At 32.2% G+C, this 18,484-nt stretch carries 21 protein-coding genes; 5 read left to right on the top strand and 16 right to left on the bottom strand.

Features of this window, described 5'->3' with window-relative positions; all coding sequences use genetic code 11:
* Positions 1-110 precede the first annotated feature (110 nt).
* A complete protein-coding gene (locus FOD82_RS04735) occupies positions 111-1,397 on the bottom strand; it encodes a GH25 family lysozyme (RefSeq protein ID WP_144355335.1) in 1,287 nt (428 codons plus the stop codon).
* Positions 1,398-1,698: 301 nt separating this feature from the next.
* Positions 1,699-2,526, bottom strand: coding sequence for an NgoPII family restriction endonuclease (locus tag FOD82_RS04740; RefSeq protein WP_144355336.1), 828 nt, complete (start codon positions 2,524-2,526; stop codon positions 1,699-1,701).
* A gap of 107 nt (positions 2,527-2,633) precedes the next feature.
* Between FOD82_RS04740 and FOD82_RS04745 the strand changes: the two genes are divergently transcribed.
* Positions 2,634-3,869 (top strand): DNA cytosine methyltransferase, encoded by a 1,236-nt coding sequence (locus FOD82_RS04745; protein WP_144355337.1) that lies wholly within the window; start codon positions 2,634-2,636, stop codon positions 3,867-3,869.
* Between the two features lie 54 nt (positions 3,870-3,923).
* On the opposite strand, the gene FOD82_RS04750 is transcribed toward FOD82_RS04745, so the two are convergent.
* Positions 3,924-4,538 carry a flavodoxin gene (locus tag FOD82_RS04750; RefSeq protein ID WP_144355338.1) on the bottom strand — a complete coding sequence of 205 codons (615 nt, stop codon included), beginning with the start codon at positions 4,536-4,538 and terminating at the stop codon, positions 3,924-3,926.
* A 205-nt stretch (positions 4,539-4,743) separates the two neighbouring features.
* Between FOD82_RS04750 and FOD82_RS04755 the strand changes: the two genes are divergently transcribed.
* Complete coding sequence (locus tag FOD82_RS04755; protein WP_186277712.1) at positions 4,744-5,211, top strand: hypothetical protein; 468 nt, start codon at positions 4,744-4,746, stop codon at positions 5,209-5,211.
* 47 nt (positions 5,212-5,258) lie between these two features.
* Here FOD82_RS04755 and FOD82_RS04760 read toward each other — a convergent pair whose 3' ends face one another.
* The 4 genes from FOD82_RS04760 to FOD82_RS04775 all read right to left on the bottom strand — a co-directional run bounded on the left by FOD82_RS04760 (position 5,259) and on the right by FOD82_RS04775 (position 8,194).
* The gene (locus FOD82_RS04760; RefSeq protein ID WP_144355339.1) at positions 5,259-5,807 is read right to left on the bottom strand and encodes a metal-dependent hydrolase; all 549 of its coding nucleotides are present in this window, start codon (positions 5,805-5,807) and stop codon (positions 5,259-5,261) included.
* A 211-nt stretch (positions 5,808-6,018) separates the two neighbouring features.
* The gene (locus tag FOD82_RS04765) at positions 6,019-6,678 is read right to left on the bottom strand and encodes an NAD(P)H-binding protein (protein ID WP_144355340.1); all 660 of its coding nucleotides are present in this window, start codon (positions 6,676-6,678) and stop codon (positions 6,019-6,021) included.
* A 21-nt stretch (positions 6,679-6,699) separates the two neighbouring features.
* Positions 6,700-7,311, bottom strand: a complete 612-nt coding sequence (locus FOD82_RS04770) for a flavodoxin (RefSeq protein ID WP_144355341.1) — start codon at positions 7,309-7,311, stop codon at positions 6,700-6,702.
* Positions 7,312-7,336: 25 nt separating this feature from the next.
* On the bottom strand, positions 7,337-8,194 hold the full coding sequence (locus FOD82_RS04775; RefSeq protein WP_144355342.1) for an aldo/keto reductase: 858 nt from the start codon (positions 8,192-8,194) through the stop codon (positions 7,337-7,339).
* 146 nt (positions 8,195-8,340) lie between these two features.
* On the opposite strand from FOD82_RS04775, the gene FOD82_RS04780 reads away from it, so the two are divergent.
* Both FOD82_RS04780 and FOD82_RS04785 read left to right on the top strand, forming a co-directional pair.
* Positions 8,341-9,213 carry a LysR family transcriptional regulator gene (locus FOD82_RS04780; RefSeq protein WP_242450197.1) on the top strand — a complete coding sequence of 291 codons (873 nt, stop codon included), beginning with the start codon at positions 8,341-8,343 and terminating at the stop codon, positions 9,211-9,213.
* A gap of 49 nt (positions 9,214-9,262) precedes the next feature.
* Positions 9,263-10,132, top strand: coding sequence for a LysR family transcriptional regulator (locus tag FOD82_RS04785; RefSeq protein WP_144355343.1), 870 nt, complete (start codon positions 9,263-9,265; stop codon positions 10,130-10,132).
* Positions 10,133-10,180: 48 nt separating this feature from the next.
* On the opposite strand, the gene FOD82_RS04790 is transcribed toward FOD82_RS04785, so the two are convergent.
* The 6 genes from FOD82_RS04790 to FOD82_RS04815 all read right to left on the bottom strand — a co-directional run bounded on the left by FOD82_RS04790 (position 10,181) and on the right by FOD82_RS04815 (position 15,199).
* Positions 10,181-10,975 carry an aldo/keto reductase gene (locus FOD82_RS04790; protein WP_144355344.1) on the bottom strand — a complete coding sequence of 265 codons (795 nt, stop codon included), beginning with the start codon at positions 10,973-10,975 and terminating at the stop codon, positions 10,181-10,183.
* 146 nt (positions 10,976-11,121) lie between these two features.
* Positions 11,122-12,108: an aldo/keto reductase gene (locus FOD82_RS04795; protein ID WP_144355345.1), complete on the bottom strand. Its 987-nt coding sequence runs from the start codon at positions 12,106-12,108 to the stop codon at positions 11,122-11,124.
* A gap of 38 nt (positions 12,109-12,146) precedes the next feature.
* Positions 12,147-12,998, bottom strand: a complete 852-nt coding sequence (locus FOD82_RS04800) for an aldo/keto reductase (protein WP_144356021.1) — start codon at positions 12,996-12,998, stop codon at positions 12,147-12,149.
* A 142-nt stretch (positions 12,999-13,140) separates the two neighbouring features.
* Complete coding sequence (locus FOD82_RS04805) at positions 13,141-13,551, bottom strand: flavodoxin (protein WP_144355346.1); 411 nt, start codon at positions 13,549-13,551, stop codon at positions 13,141-13,143.
* A gap of 8 nt (positions 13,552-13,559) precedes the next feature.
* On the bottom strand, positions 13,560-14,600 hold the full coding sequence (locus tag FOD82_RS04810) for a zinc-dependent alcohol dehydrogenase family protein (protein ID WP_144355347.1): 1,041 nt from the start codon (positions 14,598-14,600) through the stop codon (positions 13,560-13,562).
* A 227-nt stretch (positions 14,601-14,827) separates the two neighbouring features.
* A complete protein-coding gene (locus tag FOD82_RS04815; protein WP_144355348.1) occupies positions 14,828-15,199 on the bottom strand; it encodes a nuclear transport factor 2 family protein in 372 nt (123 codons plus the stop codon).
* A gap of 141 nt (positions 15,200-15,340) precedes the next feature.
* On the opposite strand from FOD82_RS04815, the gene FOD82_RS04820 reads away from it, so the two are divergent.
* Entirely contained in the window at positions 15,341-15,931 is a 591-nt protein-coding gene (locus FOD82_RS04820; protein WP_144355349.1) for a TMEM175 family protein, read from the top strand.
* A 38-nt stretch (positions 15,932-15,969) separates the two neighbouring features.
* Here FOD82_RS04820 and FOD82_RS04825 read toward each other — a convergent pair whose 3' ends face one another.
* The 3 genes from FOD82_RS04825 to FOD82_RS04835 form a co-directional block, all read right to left on the bottom strand.
* Complete coding sequence (locus tag FOD82_RS04825) at positions 15,970-16,806, bottom strand: SDR family oxidoreductase (RefSeq protein ID WP_144355350.1); 837 nt, start codon at positions 16,804-16,806, stop codon at positions 15,970-15,972.
* A gap of 28 nt (positions 16,807-16,834) precedes the next feature.
* Positions 16,835-17,437, bottom strand: a complete 603-nt coding sequence (locus tag FOD82_RS04830; protein WP_144355351.1) for an NAD(P)H-binding protein — start codon at positions 17,435-17,437, stop codon at positions 16,835-16,837.
* A gap of 98 nt (positions 17,438-17,535) precedes the next feature.
* The gene (locus FOD82_RS04835) at positions 17,536-18,426 is read right to left on the bottom strand and encodes a LysR family transcriptional regulator (RefSeq protein ID WP_144355352.1); all 891 of its coding nucleotides are present in this window, start codon (positions 18,424-18,426) and stop codon (positions 17,536-17,538) included.
* Positions 18,427-18,484 lie beyond the last annotated feature (58 nt).

Below are 18,484 nucleotides of genomic sequence, written 5' to 3' on the forward strand. Positions count from 1 at the left end.
CTTTATTCATTTTAAATTCTTTATAGAATCTTTTTATCTATACTAACACTTAACAAAAAATTTACATTAAAAAATGCACCTTTCTCATTGAGAAAAGTGCATTAAAATTATTAGCTAAAATTTGCTACCTTAACGTAACGATTTTTATTGATTCTGTAATACTTCTTACCGTTGATTCTCATTGAACCACCATAAGTTGAAAGTGTAGCTCCACGACGAAGAGTTCCTACATAAACTCGACGTCCCTTATTATTGTAAACATAGGCATTATGTTTCAAAACTCGCTTTTTACCATCAATATTATTCAAAACAACGTAACGGTTTTCACCAATCTTGTAGTATTCACGACCATTAATTACAACTACACCACCTAAAACTGTAACTTGATTGTAGGCACCGATAGCTTCACTACCATGGTTACCGTCTTTATCATAAACGTAAGCTTTGTGCATTACAGTTTTAGTAGTCTTAACTTCAGAACTTGCTGATGTTGTCTTATTTGCATCTTCTTTAGCTTGTTCTACAATAGCCTCTGTTGGTGTTGGAGCTTGACTAGATGGTTGTTTTTGATCATCATTAGATGAATTTGAATTATTAGTGCTTGAGTTACTCTCAGCAGTAGTATCAGTTGTAGCATTTGCGCTTGCATATGATAATGGAAGCAAACTAATATTACCATCTACACTCAATCCACGCCAATTATCAGTAAACTGCCAAATAGCGACACCATCCATTGATGGGAAATAATTAAAGTTAGCAGTATCAATTCTACCAGCAGATGCATAACTTGCTACCCACAGAGAATTTGGATACTTTGCAGTTACCATACTTGCATTGATGTTATTATTCATTAAATATGCACCAGAATAAAGAAGTGGCTGGTAACCAGCTGCTTTAACTTTATCCATGAATGCTAAGATTGCAGTAGCACTTGCATTTTTTCCACCGTTAACATTATTGCCTTGACCAGTTTCCCAGTCACAAGCAATATATGAACCACTTGGAAGACCAAGTGCTTTAGCACTAGCTACAGCATAATTACCTTCTGCAGCAGCTGCAGCACTATTAGCACCAAAAGTAGCAAAGTGATATGCCATTGGCATCATATTAGTTGCAATTGCACTTGAAATTTGTTGACTTGCTTTAGGATTGCGGTAGCCTGTACCTTCACTCACCTTTACAATAGCGAACTGTGAACCAGCTTGGGCTACACTAGACAAGTTAGTACTTTGATAACTTGCTACATCTACACCATATGAACGGGCTGCAACAGAAGTACGCGCTGCCTTAACTGACACAGATTGTGGTGCATTAGGTTTTACTGAAATAACAGTAGCCGTTGCTAACGCACTTGCACAGGCCAGTGCACCGATTAACTTCTTATTTCTAATTTGCATGTAATTCCTCCGCATTGTTATCTTCTTATTACACAATCTACTATACCACGTTTCGTATATTACAAATTTTAAAATTATGTTTCAGAATAGCTTATATGATTGTAGGATATGTAGACTTTTATATGAAAAGAAATGCATCGATTTACTTAAAATGTCACTTTTAATTAATAAGATGGAAACTTATGTTTGTGTGGAATAACTTTAATTTGTATAAGCTTTAAATATTACTGCTGATAATTTCTTATCAGGTTCATTCGGATCTGGAATTTGAATTTCTTCTTCAATTAAGTTTCCATTTTCTTTATATATTTAACTCATTAGATAAAATATCCCATTTATCTTCCATATCTCTCTTAATTTCATCTAAATCTGATTGAAGAATAACTACAAAAATTTTGCTTTTTCCTTTAGGAACTTTAAAACTTTTTACATAAGATTCAAAAATTTTAGCAGGGTGTTCAAGTTCATACATTCCTCTTACTCGCATATTAGTCCTGCTCAATTTATCAACACCTTTTACTCTAGCTAACTCCTTGCTATCTTCAATTTTTATATTAGAATTAACATTTTTAATAGAATCTCTGATTCCTTTAATTATATTTTTATAGTAATTACTATTAGGAACTATTGTATTTCCATATACAAACCATAAACTAATTAATTGATTATCTAAATAATCCTTTTTATTAGTGTTTAAATTGCCGATAGCATAAATCACAGGTTTTTTATTTAGGTTATCTACATCAGGTTCAAAATAAAGTGAATTTAAAGGATAATTTTGAGTATATCTTGTTATATAGTCTTTAGGATATGAACTATTTAGTGCAATAGTGGATTTGCTGTCATTATTTAATTTTTTAGATTCAACTCCTACTCCACCTTGAACGATTAAATCGGGAAAATGTGATGAATCACCAGTCCAAGATAAGTATTTCATATATTCTTTTTGTTTTTGATCTTCATAAGAATACTGCATGGCTTCTTTACAAAACATATCCTTAACAAAAAACTCCAAATTATCTCCAGTTGCATTAACTGATCCATTAGATTTATAAATTGGAGTTAAACGTGTAGAATTATGATCCAATATATTTTTTAAAGCAATTATTACATTCGTCTTAGCTCGCATAAAATAATTCTCCTTAGTTAACTTATTATTTTATTTTGTCATTAATTATAATACTGGCCAAGTTAAAATTTATGTGATATTCTATAAAATATGAAAAGGAGTTTTTTATGTCACTAAATAAGCCATTTATTTCTTCATTATCATTAAGTAGTTTAGAAGTATCCTCTATTCTCAATAAAAAAATTGAAGAAGAAAAAATTAAAGTTAAAAAAAATCAAACTACTGAAAGTTCAGCTTTCGAAAAGAAAATATTTTCGAAAGCAATTTATAATTCAAACAAATTAAATATTTTATCTTTATTTAGCGGTGCTGGAGGGCTAGATTTAGGAACAGAATTATCTGCAATTGAACAATTTTTTGGAAAAGACACCTTCAATATAGCTTATAAAGATAAAAATAAATTTATTGAGTTAAGCAAAAAAATTATTAATACTGTCTACAGTAATGATAATTTTAAAGCAGCAAATTTGAGTTATAAACAAAACCTACCTATCAATGGTATTCAAGATACAAGAGACATTAGAAAAGTTACGCATTTTCCAAAAAGTGATCTGATGCTTGGCGGTTTTCCTTGTCCTGGTTTTAGTGCTGCCGGACCTCGACTATTAGATGATCCTCGCAATTTTTTATATATTCATTATATACGTGCATTAATGGATTCTAAACCAAAGATTTTCATTGCCGAAAATGTTAAGGGACTTATGACTATGGCTCACGGACAAGTTTTACAACAAATAAAAGAAGATTTTTCGGCTGCAGGCTATTATGTTACAGTTCAATTATTAAACGCTAAAAATTTCAATGTACCTCAAAGTAGAGAGCGAGTATTTATAGTTGGCGTTCGAAATGATATTCATAAAAAATATAAATATGAATATCCTTTGCCCATTACTGATACTTTAGAAAAACCACTAGTAACATTAAAAGATGCTATTGGAGATTTACCAGAAAATCCTGACGACGTGTTTGATAGTAATTATAGTTCTATGTATATGTCACGAAACAGAAAAAAATCTTGGAATGATGTATCCTTTACTATTCAAGCATCTGGTCGCCAAGCTCCCCAGTATCCAGGAGGTGCCCCAATGAAAAAAGTTTCAAAAGATAAATGGGAATTTCAAGGCAATTTTAACAGACGCATTTCAGTAAGAGAAGCTGCAAGAATTCAAACATTCCCAGATTGGTTTGAGTTTTCAGATGGTAAAAAGGAAAATGTTTCTAAAAATAATAAATTGAATGAACAATATAAACAAATCGGAAACGCCGTACCCGTATTATTAGCTAAAGAAGTTTCAGCATCCGCCCTTAAATTTTTGATACATGATTTAAATATATTAGTATAAACAAAAAAGCAACATCATATAAGATGCTGCTTTTATTTTACATAATTTTATTTATTACTTTTTACTGTTTTTCTCACAATATAAGCCTAACTTCTTAAGCCAATTAATAACTTGCTTGTTATTATTGCCTGTGTAGCGAATACCATTAGCAAAATCTGCACCACTATCTTCTGCAAGTCTGCGAACATATTGCTCAGAAGTCTCAATCGTGTCTTTTCCACTTGTTGTAAATGGGACTACATTTTTATCCTTAAAATTATAATCATTGAATAAACTATAAATAATCATTGGTGGACGCTTGTTCCAAGTAGGATAACCTATTAAAACAGTTCCATATTCATTGAAGCCTTGAATTTTATTTGCAATCTTAGGTTTAATATTATTCTTTTGTTCATATTTAGCACGTTTAACAGCACTAGCATAATCACCATAAGGCTTAGCTGCTCTTATTTCTACAATATCTGCACCGGTTTGCTTTTGAATATATTGAGCAGCTTTTTTTGTTTTACCACTTAATGAAAAGTAAACAATTAAAGTTTTATTTTTCACAGTTTTACTGGAAGAGCTGGTTGAAGTTGAGCTGCTTTTCGTATTATTAGAACATCCTGCAAAAATTCCTACTACCAAGATTAAACCCATAAGCAATATAAGTTTTTTTAAAAATTTCATAAAAAGCCTCCAAACTATCTCATATATGTCTAGTATACTCCGTTTTGTAAGCGATAACATATTTTATGCATAATATTTTACTTATGCGCGTCAATTTTTTATGCTAAACTAGTAATTGATAAGTTAAAAAGTTTTCGCGTATAACGGTTCAGCAAAACTCTCATTGTTTTTGCCTGAACTGTTTTTTTGTTTTTGGAGGTACAAATTGGAATTTTATTTAAAATTACCTAAAAACACTAAAGAAAAGATTCTATTCATGCTAGTTGTCTCATTGATTTCAGTAAATATTATTGGTCCGGTTATTTCAATGTGCGAAATTGGTTTTAGTTGGAGTAATTACCGAAATACTTTAACTATATTGCCAATCATCTGGGTAGCAGTCATTATTAGTGTTTTGATTGCAGAAAAACCTGCTACCTACTTTCAACAAAAAATCACTGATAAAAACGATAGTTTTAATTCTCAAATAATAATTAATACTATCTGTAATGTTTTAATTATTTCTGCAATTATGACGATTGTAGGAAGTTGGATTGGACAAAGATCCATCCCTATGCATACAATTCACCAATTTGGACAAATTTGGCCACGTAACTTTGGAATAGCCTTAGCTATTGAAGCATTAATTGCTCAACCAATTGCACGACAAGTCATGGTCTTGATTCACAAATAATAAAAAGAGATTCAATATGATGAAAGGCATCATAATTGAATCTCTTTTTATATATTAAGCACTAAAATGTTTCCTAACGCATAAGCCGTCATTGCTAAAATGAGCACAAAAGCGATAAAAGCCAGCATCTTTTCAAAGCTTCCTCCAACTTTATATCTAAAAAAACGCCCTCTTGTATTTGCCTTATGAAATGGCATCAACCAATTAACTCCTTGTGTGCTAAAACTATCTTCTAATAAATGTAAAAAATATCCCATTATTAAACCTAACCATACACTATTCCAAGGGTCAAATTTAAATGGTCGTAGCTGAATCGGAAGGACTAAATTCATCAAAAAATATAAAACCCCAGTAAATATTAACCATCCTAAAAGCGTATGAGTAATTCCACGATGACGTAAAAAAAGGCTAAAATTTATAGGAGATTTTCGACTTACTGTACTATTGTAATGATCAATATCAGGCAACCCTGCCCCTACACCTGTTGCAAGCAAAAGAAGAACATCAGAAACAGGACTTTTTAAATAAACATTAGTTACAATTAATCCTGCTTCCACAATAGCAATACTGCATAAGCGGTGCGATTTTATTAGCACAATTTTCAACTCCAAAAAATATATTTACTTAATTGTACCATACAAAAACGCGCCCTAAAGAAATTTCTTTAGGGCGTATTTTTACGTGTTTTGTTATAAGGAATATAAATTTTGGAATATAAGTGAGAATTTTTTGTTTTTTCTATAATATTTTGTTTTTTCTATAATAATAGTAGCTTTTAGATTGTTTGCTCAAATTATAAGTCTTTTTCTAATATACGGGACGACTTGCACCTTCTGTTGCGGGATCAGCAAAGCCAATACTTTCATCACTGTATTTTGAAGGATCATTGATAATACTTACAACTACATCGGCAACACTCTTTCTAGAAACAGATACTCCGATATATTGTTCACCTTTTTGAGTAATAGTGTAATTAGTATCATCACGATCATTAAGCCATGCTAAACGAAGTACAGTGTAATCAAGATCACTTTCTTCAATATACTTATCTGACAATACCATTGGATTATCTGGACGAACTACACCGCCAAAGCAAACTTCACGATTATATGAGCCAAATGGTTCTGGAACTTCATCATAAATTCCTAGGATATTTGATGAAATTAAACGCTTGACTCCTTCTTCATCCATAATCTTAATTACATCTTGTGTAAGCTTGGCACCTGCACCATGATCTACAAAAGCCACAAAGACAATATCTTGACCCTTAATGGCCTTACGCAAATCATCTTGGTTATTTGCATCCCCATCAATCAAAGTAACACGAGGATTATCTTTCAAGTTTGCTAATCTAGATGCTTTTCTCAAAAAAAGTGTCAATTCTACATCTGAATTTTCATTTAAAACTCTATCTTCTACTAAACGAGCAATTTGGCCATTTGCCCCAATAATTGAAACTTTTGTCATAATTATTTTTCCTTCCTAAAATTACTTCTTGATCAAATTAGCTCTCTTAAGCCAATTTCTAATTGCTTTGTTATTACCATTATAGCGATAACCATTCACTACTTCTTTTGCCTTATCCTTTCTAGCCATTTTTTGTACATAAGGCATTGAAGCATTCATTGGAGTCTCCATTGAAGTAGTAAAAGGTACAATTGTTTTACCCTTAAAAGAATAAGTATCAAACAAAGTACTAATTAACATTGGTGGTCTTTGCCACCAAGTTGGAAAGCCTAAGTAAATGGTCTTATACTTTTTCAAGCTAGGCAGTTTAGTTGCTAAAGCTGGATGGATATCATTTCTTCTTTCATTATCACCCCTTCTAGCTGCAGAATCATAATCACCATAAGCAACTTTAGGCTGTAATCTAATTTCTTTAGCTCCAGTAGCTTTATGAATTTGATTTGCGGCTGTTTTAGTTGTATTGGTCAATGAAAAGTAAAGAATTAAACTATTCTTTTTAGTAGGTGTCTTTTTAACTTTTTTAACAATTGGAGTTTTAGCAGCACTTACAGTAGTCTTATTTACTAGACTACCCCCAATTAAAAGAGCAGCAGCTGCTACAAATCCTGATAAAAATTTTTTAGATTTTTTCATCAATTTTCACTCCTTACATTAAACTTTAACGCAAACTTCTTAAACTTGAACCAAAGATACTTTCAATTGCACTTGGATCACGGTGATCAAAGAATTGACTTTCATTCATGTCAAGACTGGCTATTTTTTTCATATCTTCATTGTTGAGTTCAAAGTCAAAAACATCAAAGTTTTCAGCCATTCGAGTTTTATGAACTGACTTAGGAATTACTACAATTCCTCGTTGCAACAACCAGCGCAAAATAACTTGTCCATTACTCTTACCGTATTTTTCACCAATTTCTGCAATTGTTTCATTAGTGAAGATGTTGTGCTTACCTTCCGCAAATGGTGCCCATGCTTCTACTGCAATATCTTCGCTTTGATTAAATTTTACATCGTTAGTTTGTTGATACCATGGAGAAACTTCAATTTGGTTAACAGCTGGTTTTACATTTGACATTAATTCCAAATTCTTCAATTGATCGGGATAAAAGTTTGAAACACCAATTGACTTAATTTTACCTGCTTGTTGTGCTTCTTCTAAAGCTCTCCAAGCACCAGCAGTATCTCCATAAGGTTGGTGAAGCAAATAAAGATCCATATAATCCATATTTAACTTTTGAAGTGAATCATCAATTCCCTTTTTTGCTTTTTCATAAGTAAAATCACTTACCCAAAGCTTAGAAGTTACAAAGAATTCATCACGATCAATTCCACTTCTATTGATAGCTTTACCGACTGCTTCTTCGTTGGCATAAGCAGCTGCAGTATCGAATAAACGGTAACCTACATCAATTGCATCAGTAACTGCTTGTTCAGCTTGTTTTAAATCTGGCACTTGGAATACACCAAAGCCTAACATCGGCATTTGTTTTCCATCATTTAATTTAATGTAATCCATTAATTTTTCCTCCATAAATTATTTTGTTTAATTAGTTTTCTTTCATCTCTTGACATTTTCTAGTATAAAGGCAAGTCAAATAAAATAAAATTGCCGCTTTAGTATGCTACTATACTTATAGTGTATAGTAGAAAAGAGGACGAATTATGATTGATTTAGAACTCTTAGAGGAATTAGTTGCTTTTAATGAATATGGAACATTAAGCGCAACGGCAGAACATTTAATGATCACTCAGCCAAGCGTTACGCGGGGAATGAAACAACTAGAACAAGAATTAGGTGTCAAATTGTTTAATCGCCAAGTCAACAAAATAACACTTAATGAAACTGGAAAACTTGCTGCTAAAGAAGCTAAAAAAATAGTAGAAGCAGAAAATAACTTCACTGAAAAAGTAATTAATTTTTCTAAAACAAAAGCCAATATTCATATTGGTTCTACTGCCCCAGGTCCTTTAATATGGTTAAAACAAAATAGAAAAATATTTAATAAATCTCTTAGTTTCACTAATCAACTCATCAAAGAAACTAATACTATTTCTGCTTTGACTAACTATAAAGAACGCTTAATTGTAACTACTCAAGAAATAAATACTAAGCTTATTGAATCAATGTATTTGGGAATTGAACATCTTTATGTAAAACTCAGTCCTAATGACCCATTAGCATCTTATAATTCCGTAACTTTAAAAACTTTAACTGGTAATAGTTTTTTAGTCGCAAATGAAATTGGTCCTTGGCGCAAAGTTTTATCTCAAAATATTCCTAATGCCACATTTTTATATCAGACAAATGTTGCAGCCTTAGATGAAATAACTCACAATTCGTCTTTTCCTACTTTTAGATCTAATTTAACTTTAAATAGTCACATTCCTAATCGAGATAATGACAATAAAATTATTATCCCAGTAATTGGTAAAAATAGTTCTTTAATATTTTATGGATCTTACCTTAAAAAACAGCGTAAAAATATTCAACCCCTACTAAAAGAAATTATTTCTATTTGGACTAAAGCAAAATAAAAAATTGTGGTACTATACTTATAATGCATACTATGAAAAGAGGATGAATATGATTGATTTAGAACTCTTAGAGGAACTAGTTGCTTTTAATGAATATGGAACATTAAGCGCAACGGCAGAACATTTAATGATTACTCAGCCAAGCGTTACACGAGGAATGAAACGACTAGAACAAGAACTTGGCGTAACACTATTTGATAGAACTGTTAATCGTATTTCACTTAATGAAACTGGAAAGTTAGCTGCTAAAGAAGCTAAGAAGCTCCTTCAAGCTGAAAATGATTTTACAGAAAAAATTATTAACTTTGATAAAATGCAAAATTATATCCATATTGGTTCTACTGCTCCCGGTCCACTTATTTGGACTCAAGCTCACCAAGACAAATTTAAACAAAAACTTACCTTTAATAATCAGTTAGTCAAAGAAAATGATGTTATTTCTGATCTTATCAACTTTAAAGAACGCTTAATTTTTACTGGAGAAGAAATTGAAAATGAAGCTATAGAATCAATGTTTGTTGGTACTGAACAGCTTTATGTTAGAATTGACCCATTTAATCCCTTAGCTACAAAAAAGAGTGTAACGTTTGCAGATTTAGCCGGCTTAAGCTTTTTAGTAGTTAATGATATTGGTCCATGGAAGAAGGTAATCGAAGATAACATCCCTAACGCTAAGTTTCTTTACCAAGAAGATATTAATGCCTTGGATGAGTTAACCCACTATTCTAATTTTCCAACTTTTAGATCAAATGTAACACTTGCCAGCAATATTCATGAACGTGATGATGATAATCGTATTTCTATCCCAATTAAGGACGAAAATAATGTAATTGAGCTTTTTGGTACTTATCTAAAAAATCAACGTTCAATTGTTCAGCCATTTTTAAAAGAAATAATAAAAAATTGGCCTAATAACTAAAAAAGAGGTTGATCATTAAATATGACCAACTTCTTTTTTAGTTTATGATTAATAGTAACGGCGATTTTTATTAATTTTTGCAATTTCTGCCATTTCTTCTTTAGTTAATTCAAAATCATAGATATCATGATTATCATGAATATGTTCAGGATTAGTGGAACCTGGTATTACAATAAATCCCATTTGTGTATGCCAACGCAAGATAATTTGTGCATTAGTCTTATTATACTTTTTAGCAAGCTCAGTAAAAATCGGTTCATTAATTAAATTTCTATCTCCAGAACCTAATGGATACCATGCCATTAAACGTGTTCCATATGGTTTTAAAATTTCTCTTGCTTCAGTTTGGGGGAAGTATGGATGTGCTTCTGCTTGTAAAACTTGAGGTTTAATTTCAGCAAAATCTAGAACTTCTTGCAATGTTGCAGAACTGCGTTCAAAATTAGAAATTCCAATTGCACGAATTTTACCTTCTTTATATGCCTTTTCAAGAGTTCTATAAGCCTTTTTCCAATCTCCAGATGGTTGGTGTAAGAATAATAAGTCAATATAATCTACACCTAAACGTTTCAATGCGTCATCAACTGCATTTGAGTCACTATAAACTGATGGCCAGAGCTTAGTACTTACAAATAATTCTTCACGAAGAATTTTTGAGTTCTTGATTGCTTGCGCTACTCCTCGTTCATTATTATATGCTTGTGCTGTATCTACTAAGTGATAGCCATCTTCAAGAGCATCCTCTACTGCTTTTTGCGCTTGATTAGGTGACATTCTAAAAGTACCAATTCCCATCTTTGGAATTTTTACATCATTGTTTAAAGTGAAATATTCTTCTGTCATTGTTTTTACCTTTCCTTGTTTTCAATTTACATGATTAGTATATAAGGTTAATTTATCTTTGAAAATTACTTATAAATCATACCAGTATGCAACATTTGCATAGTGAAACTATTAAAAAAGAGCTGATTTAATTCAGCTCTTTCATTTTATTTATGTTCAGTTTTTGTGCCGCCAAATACATCAGACATTGGAATTTCATCTAATATTGCATCAATTTGAGAAACTTCCTCTTTAGTCATTTTAATGTTAGCAGCATCTAAATTATCTTTCATTCTATTCAAATGACGACTACCAGGAATAGGAACAATGTAAGGCTTTTTATTAATCATCCAAGCAAGTGAAATTTGCGCTGGAGTTGCCTTGTGACGTTTAGCAATTTCTTCAAGCAAATGAATTAATTCTTGATTTTTTTCATATGCTTCTTCAGTAAATTGTGGCATTTTATTCCGTAAGTCATCTTTAGCAAATTTAGTTTTTGCCATTTTACCCGTTAATAAACCATTTGCCAGTGGTGAAAAAGCTACCAAGCCTACATTTAATTCTTCTAGAACTGGAAATAGTTTTTCATATTCTCGGTACATCATCGAATAACGATTTTGGACTGCAGTTACTTTGCAAACTGCATTTGCACGGCGCAAATAATCTTCATTTGCTTCAGATATTCCCCAATGAGTAATCTTACCTTCGTTAATTAACTCTTGCATTACTTGAGCTACGGCTTCAGGAGTAACACTTGGGTCAATTCGATGCTGATAATATAAATCAATATGATTTGTACCCAGTCTTTTAAGTGAACCTTCTACAGACTTTCGAATGGTATCCGGGCTTGAATCTACTTTTAATGTATCACCATGAGAAGCAATTCCAAACTTAGTTGCAATTACAACATCATCACGCACATCAGCTAAAGCTTTTCCAACTAACTCTTCATTATAACTAATACTGCCATCGGGATGCGTTCCTGTATAAATTTCTGCAGTATCAAAAAATCTATATCCCATATCATAAGCAGCCCGAATTGCTTTTATAGCTTCTTGTTCATCAGTTGGTGCACCATAGCCATGAGAAAAGCCCATACAACCTAAACCAACAGCTGTTACCTTTAAATCTTTACTTAAAAGTCTTGTCTCCATAAATTCACCTCTAAAAGTTCCCAAAGTTTCCCATATTTTTATTTTTGAGAGTTAAAATCCATTCTCATATTTGCATATCCTGCTACTAAAGATGGAGTAGGATTGTAATAACGAGTTTCAGTATCTAGTTTTGCAATTTCAGTCATTTCTTCATCAGTTAGCTTAAAGTCAAAAATATCTAAGTTAGATTTAATGTGAGACGGATTAGTCGAGCCCGGAATCACAATATGACCTGCTTGAATATGCCAGCGTAAAATAATTTGAACATTACTCTTATTATATTTTTCCGCAAGTTGAGTAAAGATTGGTTGCTTAAGCAATGAACTATCTCCATGTCCTAATGGGTACCATGCCATTAAGCGAGTGCCATAAGGCTTTAAAGTTGCCATGATTTTTTGAGCAGTATAGTAAGGATGTGCTTCAGTTTGAATAACTTGAGGTTTAATTTCAGCAAAATCAAGCAACTCATCTAACGTTGCACCTTCAAAATTAGAAATACCTATAGCACGAACCTTGCCTTCTTTATAAGCCTTTTCTATTTGACGATAGCCTTCCTTCCAATTACCTGCAGGTTGATGTAAGAAAAGTAAATCAATGTAATCAATATCTAATCTCTTTAGAGTATCATCAATTGCATTTTCATCTTCATAAACAGTTGGCCATAGTTTTGAAGATATAAAAATTTTTTCTCGAGTTAAACCACTTTCTTTAATTGCTCGACCTACAGCTTTTTCATTCATATAACCATTAGCAGTATCAATCAAACGATATCCATCTTTTAATGCGTCTAAAGTTGCATTTTGAGCTTGATCTGGAGTCATTTGAAAAGTACCAAGACCCATTACTGGAATTTCAACATCGTTATTAAGTTTAAAAGTTTCTTCTGTCATCATTCTTTTCCTTTCATTTTTCAATTATTGACTTAAGTATAATTTGAAAAAGCAAATTAGAAAATTACTTGTTTTTTATGCTAGTATACGCCTTCAGTATGCTACAAATAAAAAAATACTGGACTTTCGTCCAGTATTTAATTTAATCTTCTACCTCTAAACTTTTTGCCCAATCTTTAAACACTCCAACAAAATCGCCCACAGTTCCTGCATCTGTATAAAAGTAAGATACTAATCCAGGATAATTGTTTGATTTTAGAAGTTGTAAAAATGTATGAATCGGCGTAGCTGGCATCCCACCCCATACCGGGCTACCAACCATGATTTCATCATATTTATTAAAATCAATATTTCCTACATCTATTTCTGGATAGTCATCATCTGCAACTTGCTTTTTAGAAATATCAAATGTTTCATACATATCATCTGAAAATGTATTTTTTGGTACATTTATTTCAAGCAAATCTCCAGAATTTTCTCTTGCTAATTTTTGAGCTTCTTCCTTAGTTCTGCCGGACCAAGAATAATAAGCTACTAAAATTTTTTTAGCCATTTTTGCCTCTATTTGTCTGCTACAATAATCAATGATTTGATAACTTCACGATTGCTCATTGCTTCATAAGCATCTTGAATATGATCTAAGTCAAAACGCTTAGTAAATACCTTACCTGGGTTAATATTACCTTTTAATACTTCATCTAAGAGCAAATTCTTATCATAAGTAGTTACGCTGGCAATACCTCCACGAAGACCAATATTTTTCCAAAATAGTGTATTTGATGATGGTTCTGTTTGTGGGACTCCAACTCTACCTATAACAGCTCCTGGACGAGCTACTTTACCTGCTTGTTCAATACTACTTGTTGCACCAACACATTCAAGGACGCTATCAGCCCCTGCACCATTAGTTAATTCCATAACCTTGGCTACAGCTTCTTCTCCTCGTTCACTGATAATATCAGTAGCTCCAAATTCACGACCAAGTTCTGCGCGATCTTCATGGTGACTCATTAAAATAATTCTTGAAGCCCCACGCAGACGTGCTCCGATTACCCCGCAAAGACCAACTGCACCATCGCCAATAACTACAGTAGTGTCACCCGGCTTAACTTCTGCACTATCTGCTGCATGATAACCAGTAGCCATAACATCTGCTAAAGTTAAGAAGTTGTTTAATTGCTCATCAGAATAATCTTCTGGCTTACCTGGAATTTTAATAAGAGCCCAATTAGCTTGTTCAAATAATAAGTATTCTCCTTGATAGCCTCCATTTCCACCAGCTGGTTGATTAAGACAACTTCCATCAAAACCAGCCCGACATGCGGCACAATAACCACAACCATGAGTAAATGGTGCAATTACAAAATCGCCTGGATGAACAACAGTTACATCTGAACCAACTTCTTCAACAATACCAATTGCTTCATGACCTACTAAAGAGCCACTTTCGCGCTTGCTAATTCCACGATACCACCAAAGATCACTTCCACAAACACAAGCTCTTAAGATTCTAATTACGGCTTGACCTGGCTTTTCAACCTTAGGCTTTGGCATTTCTTTAATATCCATTTTACCTGGTTCTACAAAAATTGCTGCTTTCATTGCTATTTCCTTTCTTTTGTCAAATTATTAACGTCTATGATTAATTCTTTCGGTTTGTCTTGCAGGCTGATGTGTCATAGCAACTAAACTAATTATCAAAACTGCAATTCCAATAATTTGTGTAGTCATTTTTCCTCCTGTAATTAACTTATGTTTATAGTATAGTATCGCTCTTATTAATTTAAAAATGCTAACTTAGTATGCTAGTATGCATTCAAGGCATACTATTAATAAATACTTGCAACTTGCTTGATAATAAACCATTTACCATTTTCTCTTGCAAAATACATCTTCATTTGTAATCTCCAAGTAGAGATACTGCTACCCCATATGCTTGCTTTTACCTGATTTTTGCCAATTAAAGAGGCTTGGTTGCCGTTAATTTGAATGTCTTCTATTACATCTTCTTTAGACGAATAGTATTTCATTTCTTCATTTTGAATTTGATCAATCCACTCCATCTTTGGTTGAACATATCCAGTCATATGCGTTAACTCCATAGTTGGAGCAAGAATTTCATTCAAAGTAGTAATATCTTTATTTACCATTGCTTCATTTTCTTTACGATATAATTCAATAATTTTCTGTTCGTTAGTCATTTTTCTACCTCTCTATTTTTAATTATAGAATTACTATTTCAACCAACCAATCGTAAATTCATAAGATTAATTATAAGTTGTACTTATGGAAGTTTCTGTTATTATGAATATGGAAAATTTAAATAATGGAAGGATAGATTAATGAATAAAGAAAGAACAACTGCATTTACCGATGCCATTTTAGCTATCATTATGACTATTTTAGTACTGGAATTACAAGAACCTAAAACTTTAAATTGGTCCGGAATTTGGGCTTTACGTGAAAGTTATTTTTCTTATGCAATTTCATTTTTTTGGTTAGGAACAATGTGGATTGGCATTCATAATGAGTGGCAACATATAGAAAAAATATCTGGTGCAACTTTGTGGGCAAACCTTGTAATGCTCTTTTGGGCATCGCTTTTTCCATATACTACTAAAATAGTTAGTGCAAATTTCGATAACAAAACTGCCCAAGTAATGTATGGGGTTATTGCAACCTTGACCACTATTTCTAATATTTGGATGAGCCATACTCTAACCAAAATTGAAACCAATGAAAAACTAAAACTAAAATCTATTTTTCGACAACGCTGGTTAACAATTGATGTTGGTATCAAAACCATCGGTATTATATTAGCTGCTACAATTTATCCACCAGCTGGAATGATTTCTGTATTTGTAGCCGCTTTAGTAATTGCTATTCCTGCCCATATACTTGAAAATACTAAACTAAAACACAAAATTATATAAAAAATCAGGACAGATGTCCTGATTTTTGTTATTTTTTATTAATTTCTAACTTCATTCACATCTCCATACCAATATTGCGCAGTAACACCGCCATCAATTAGAAAATCTGCACCAGTAATAAAAGAAGCTTGCTCACTCATTAAATATTCTGCTACCCCGGCAATTTCATCAGGAGTGGCAGGACGTTTAGTAACCATAGAGTCAAACATCTTCTTATATCCAGCTCCACGAGGGCCATTTAATTCATCAAGTGCCAGTGGTGTCATTACAATTCCTGGAGAAATTGCATTTATTCTTGCCCCACGTTTTTGCCAATTAACTGATTCACTTGCAACACGTAATACATTTTCCCGCTTTGCATATTGATAAGCATAAAGAGAATCAGTAATAACATCTGGTTGCAAAATATCTAAATTAAGCAATTCTTCAGTTGGAGTCATTGCAAGCTTTTTATTTGTTTCTTCACCAAGTTCTGGCAAGCGATGACCAGACTGAGAAGAAATAATAATTCCACTACCTCCCTCAGTCATTACTTTTCCAAATTCTTCAAGCAATACAGAAGTTCCATACAAATCAACTTTTAATACTTGCTCTGGTGTAGTTTGAGAAGGAGATACTCCAGCTGCATTAACTAAATGCTTAATCTCACCTAATTCTTGTGCTTTTTTTACAACAGTTTTAATTGAGTCACGAGAAGATAAGTCTGCTTTGATTGTTTCTACATCAAAACCAGCTTCTCGCAATCTTTTTTGAACAGTATTTAAATTGTCTTCATTATAATCTGCAAGTAATAGTTTTTTACCACTGGCTACTCTTCTAACAATCGCTTCACCAATAGATCCACTTCCAAACAATACCACTACTTCTTTTTTCATTTATAATTTTTCCTCTTTTCAAAATGTCCTATTCTGGAGTATTAATTCCAATACTTTCACGCGCATATAAGTTGTCGTCTACTAACTTTTGAACTAAATCAGCAATAGAAGCAACTGAAACGTCATGTCCACCAAATGGTTCACCTTTTCTAGTAATTTCATAATTAATGGGTCCTGAAGTAAACCAGCCAGGACGGACAATTGTATAATCTAAATCAGAAGCTTCAACGATATCTGCTGCATCACGATATGTCTGTAAAACTGGATTACTTCTTAAATTACCACTTGCACCAACATTAGCTGGAATTTCATTGTAAATTCCCATTGAAGTAATAAAAATTAAACGCTTTACATTATTACGATCCATTGCCTCTACAATAGATTTAGCAAAATGTCCCAAATTACCACTTAATGCAACAAATACAGCATCTTGACCTTTTAAAGCTTTATCAAGATCTGCTTGATTTGTAACGTCTCCTGCAATTACTTTTTCTCTATTTGAATCAGCTATATTAATCCGATTAGCTGAACGAGAGAATAAAGTTAAATAATCGTTTGTGTTTTCTAAAATTGCTTGTGTAGCCGCTTTACCTAAAGTACCAGTGGCACCAATGATTAGAATATTTTTCACCTCATAAATTTCTTAATTCATTTATTATTCTAATCAAAAAAAGCCTAAGAACAATTTTAAAATCTTAGGCTTTTTTATAAGTAAAACTTATTAATAACTTATTCAAACTGCTTTTTCAAAATATCAAAAAAACTCTCAACATAATAACCAGAATTATCAGCTTTCCAAAAAGCATAATATTTCTGCTCCATTTTTTCTCCACCATTATAAAGCGGTAAACTAATCACCTCAGAATTATGAGGTATTTGATCTTTAGTGCGATTATTTATTACTAGATAACCTTGACATAAAGTAACCATTAAAAACGCCTGTTCATAAGTATTAGTAATTAAAAAATCCCCTCCAACTCCCAAAATATCACGATAATAATATTCTTCATCAGCTTGTTCACTTGGACTCACTACTAAAATACAAGGTAAATCTACTAAATCCTTCATTTGTATTTTTGTTTGATTAAAATCTACCAGCTTCTTATTAACTACAACTTCAAAGCCACTTGTAATTAAAAATTTATTTATATATTTTTCAGATGGCGCACGCCTTAAATCATTCAATGCAATATCCAGCTTATTATCTTCAAGGGCAAGATACAATTTTTCGTGACTACCATTTGTAATATTCAACTTAATATCTGGATATTCTTTTGAGAATTCTTCAACTGCCTTTAAGAATTCCCTGGTACCAAAATTACGTAAATAACCTGCATGTAAAACATACGGTTCAATTTTTTGATTACCTATTTTTTGAGTTTCTTCAATCAATATTTCTACGTTATTTAAAACATCTTGACTATGATTATAAAAATATTTTCCAGCTTTAGTTAAAGTGAAACTTCGTCCCTTTCTTTCTAAAAGTTGAGTTCCAAGCATTGCTTCTAACTCTTTAATTTGCTGAGAAATAGCAGGTTGAGAAATATTACATTCTTCAGCCGCTTTGGTAAAGTTTTTGTTTTTAACCACTGCAATAAAATATTTGATTTGATTAAACATAATTACTCCTAATTAAAGTATCTTTACTAATTATTCTACTTTTAATATTTAATAAACA

Source organism: Lactobacillus sp. LL6 (genome assembly GCF_007570935.1).
Taxonomy (GTDB): Bacteria; Bacillota; Bacilli; order Lactobacillales; family Lactobacillaceae; genus Lactobacillus.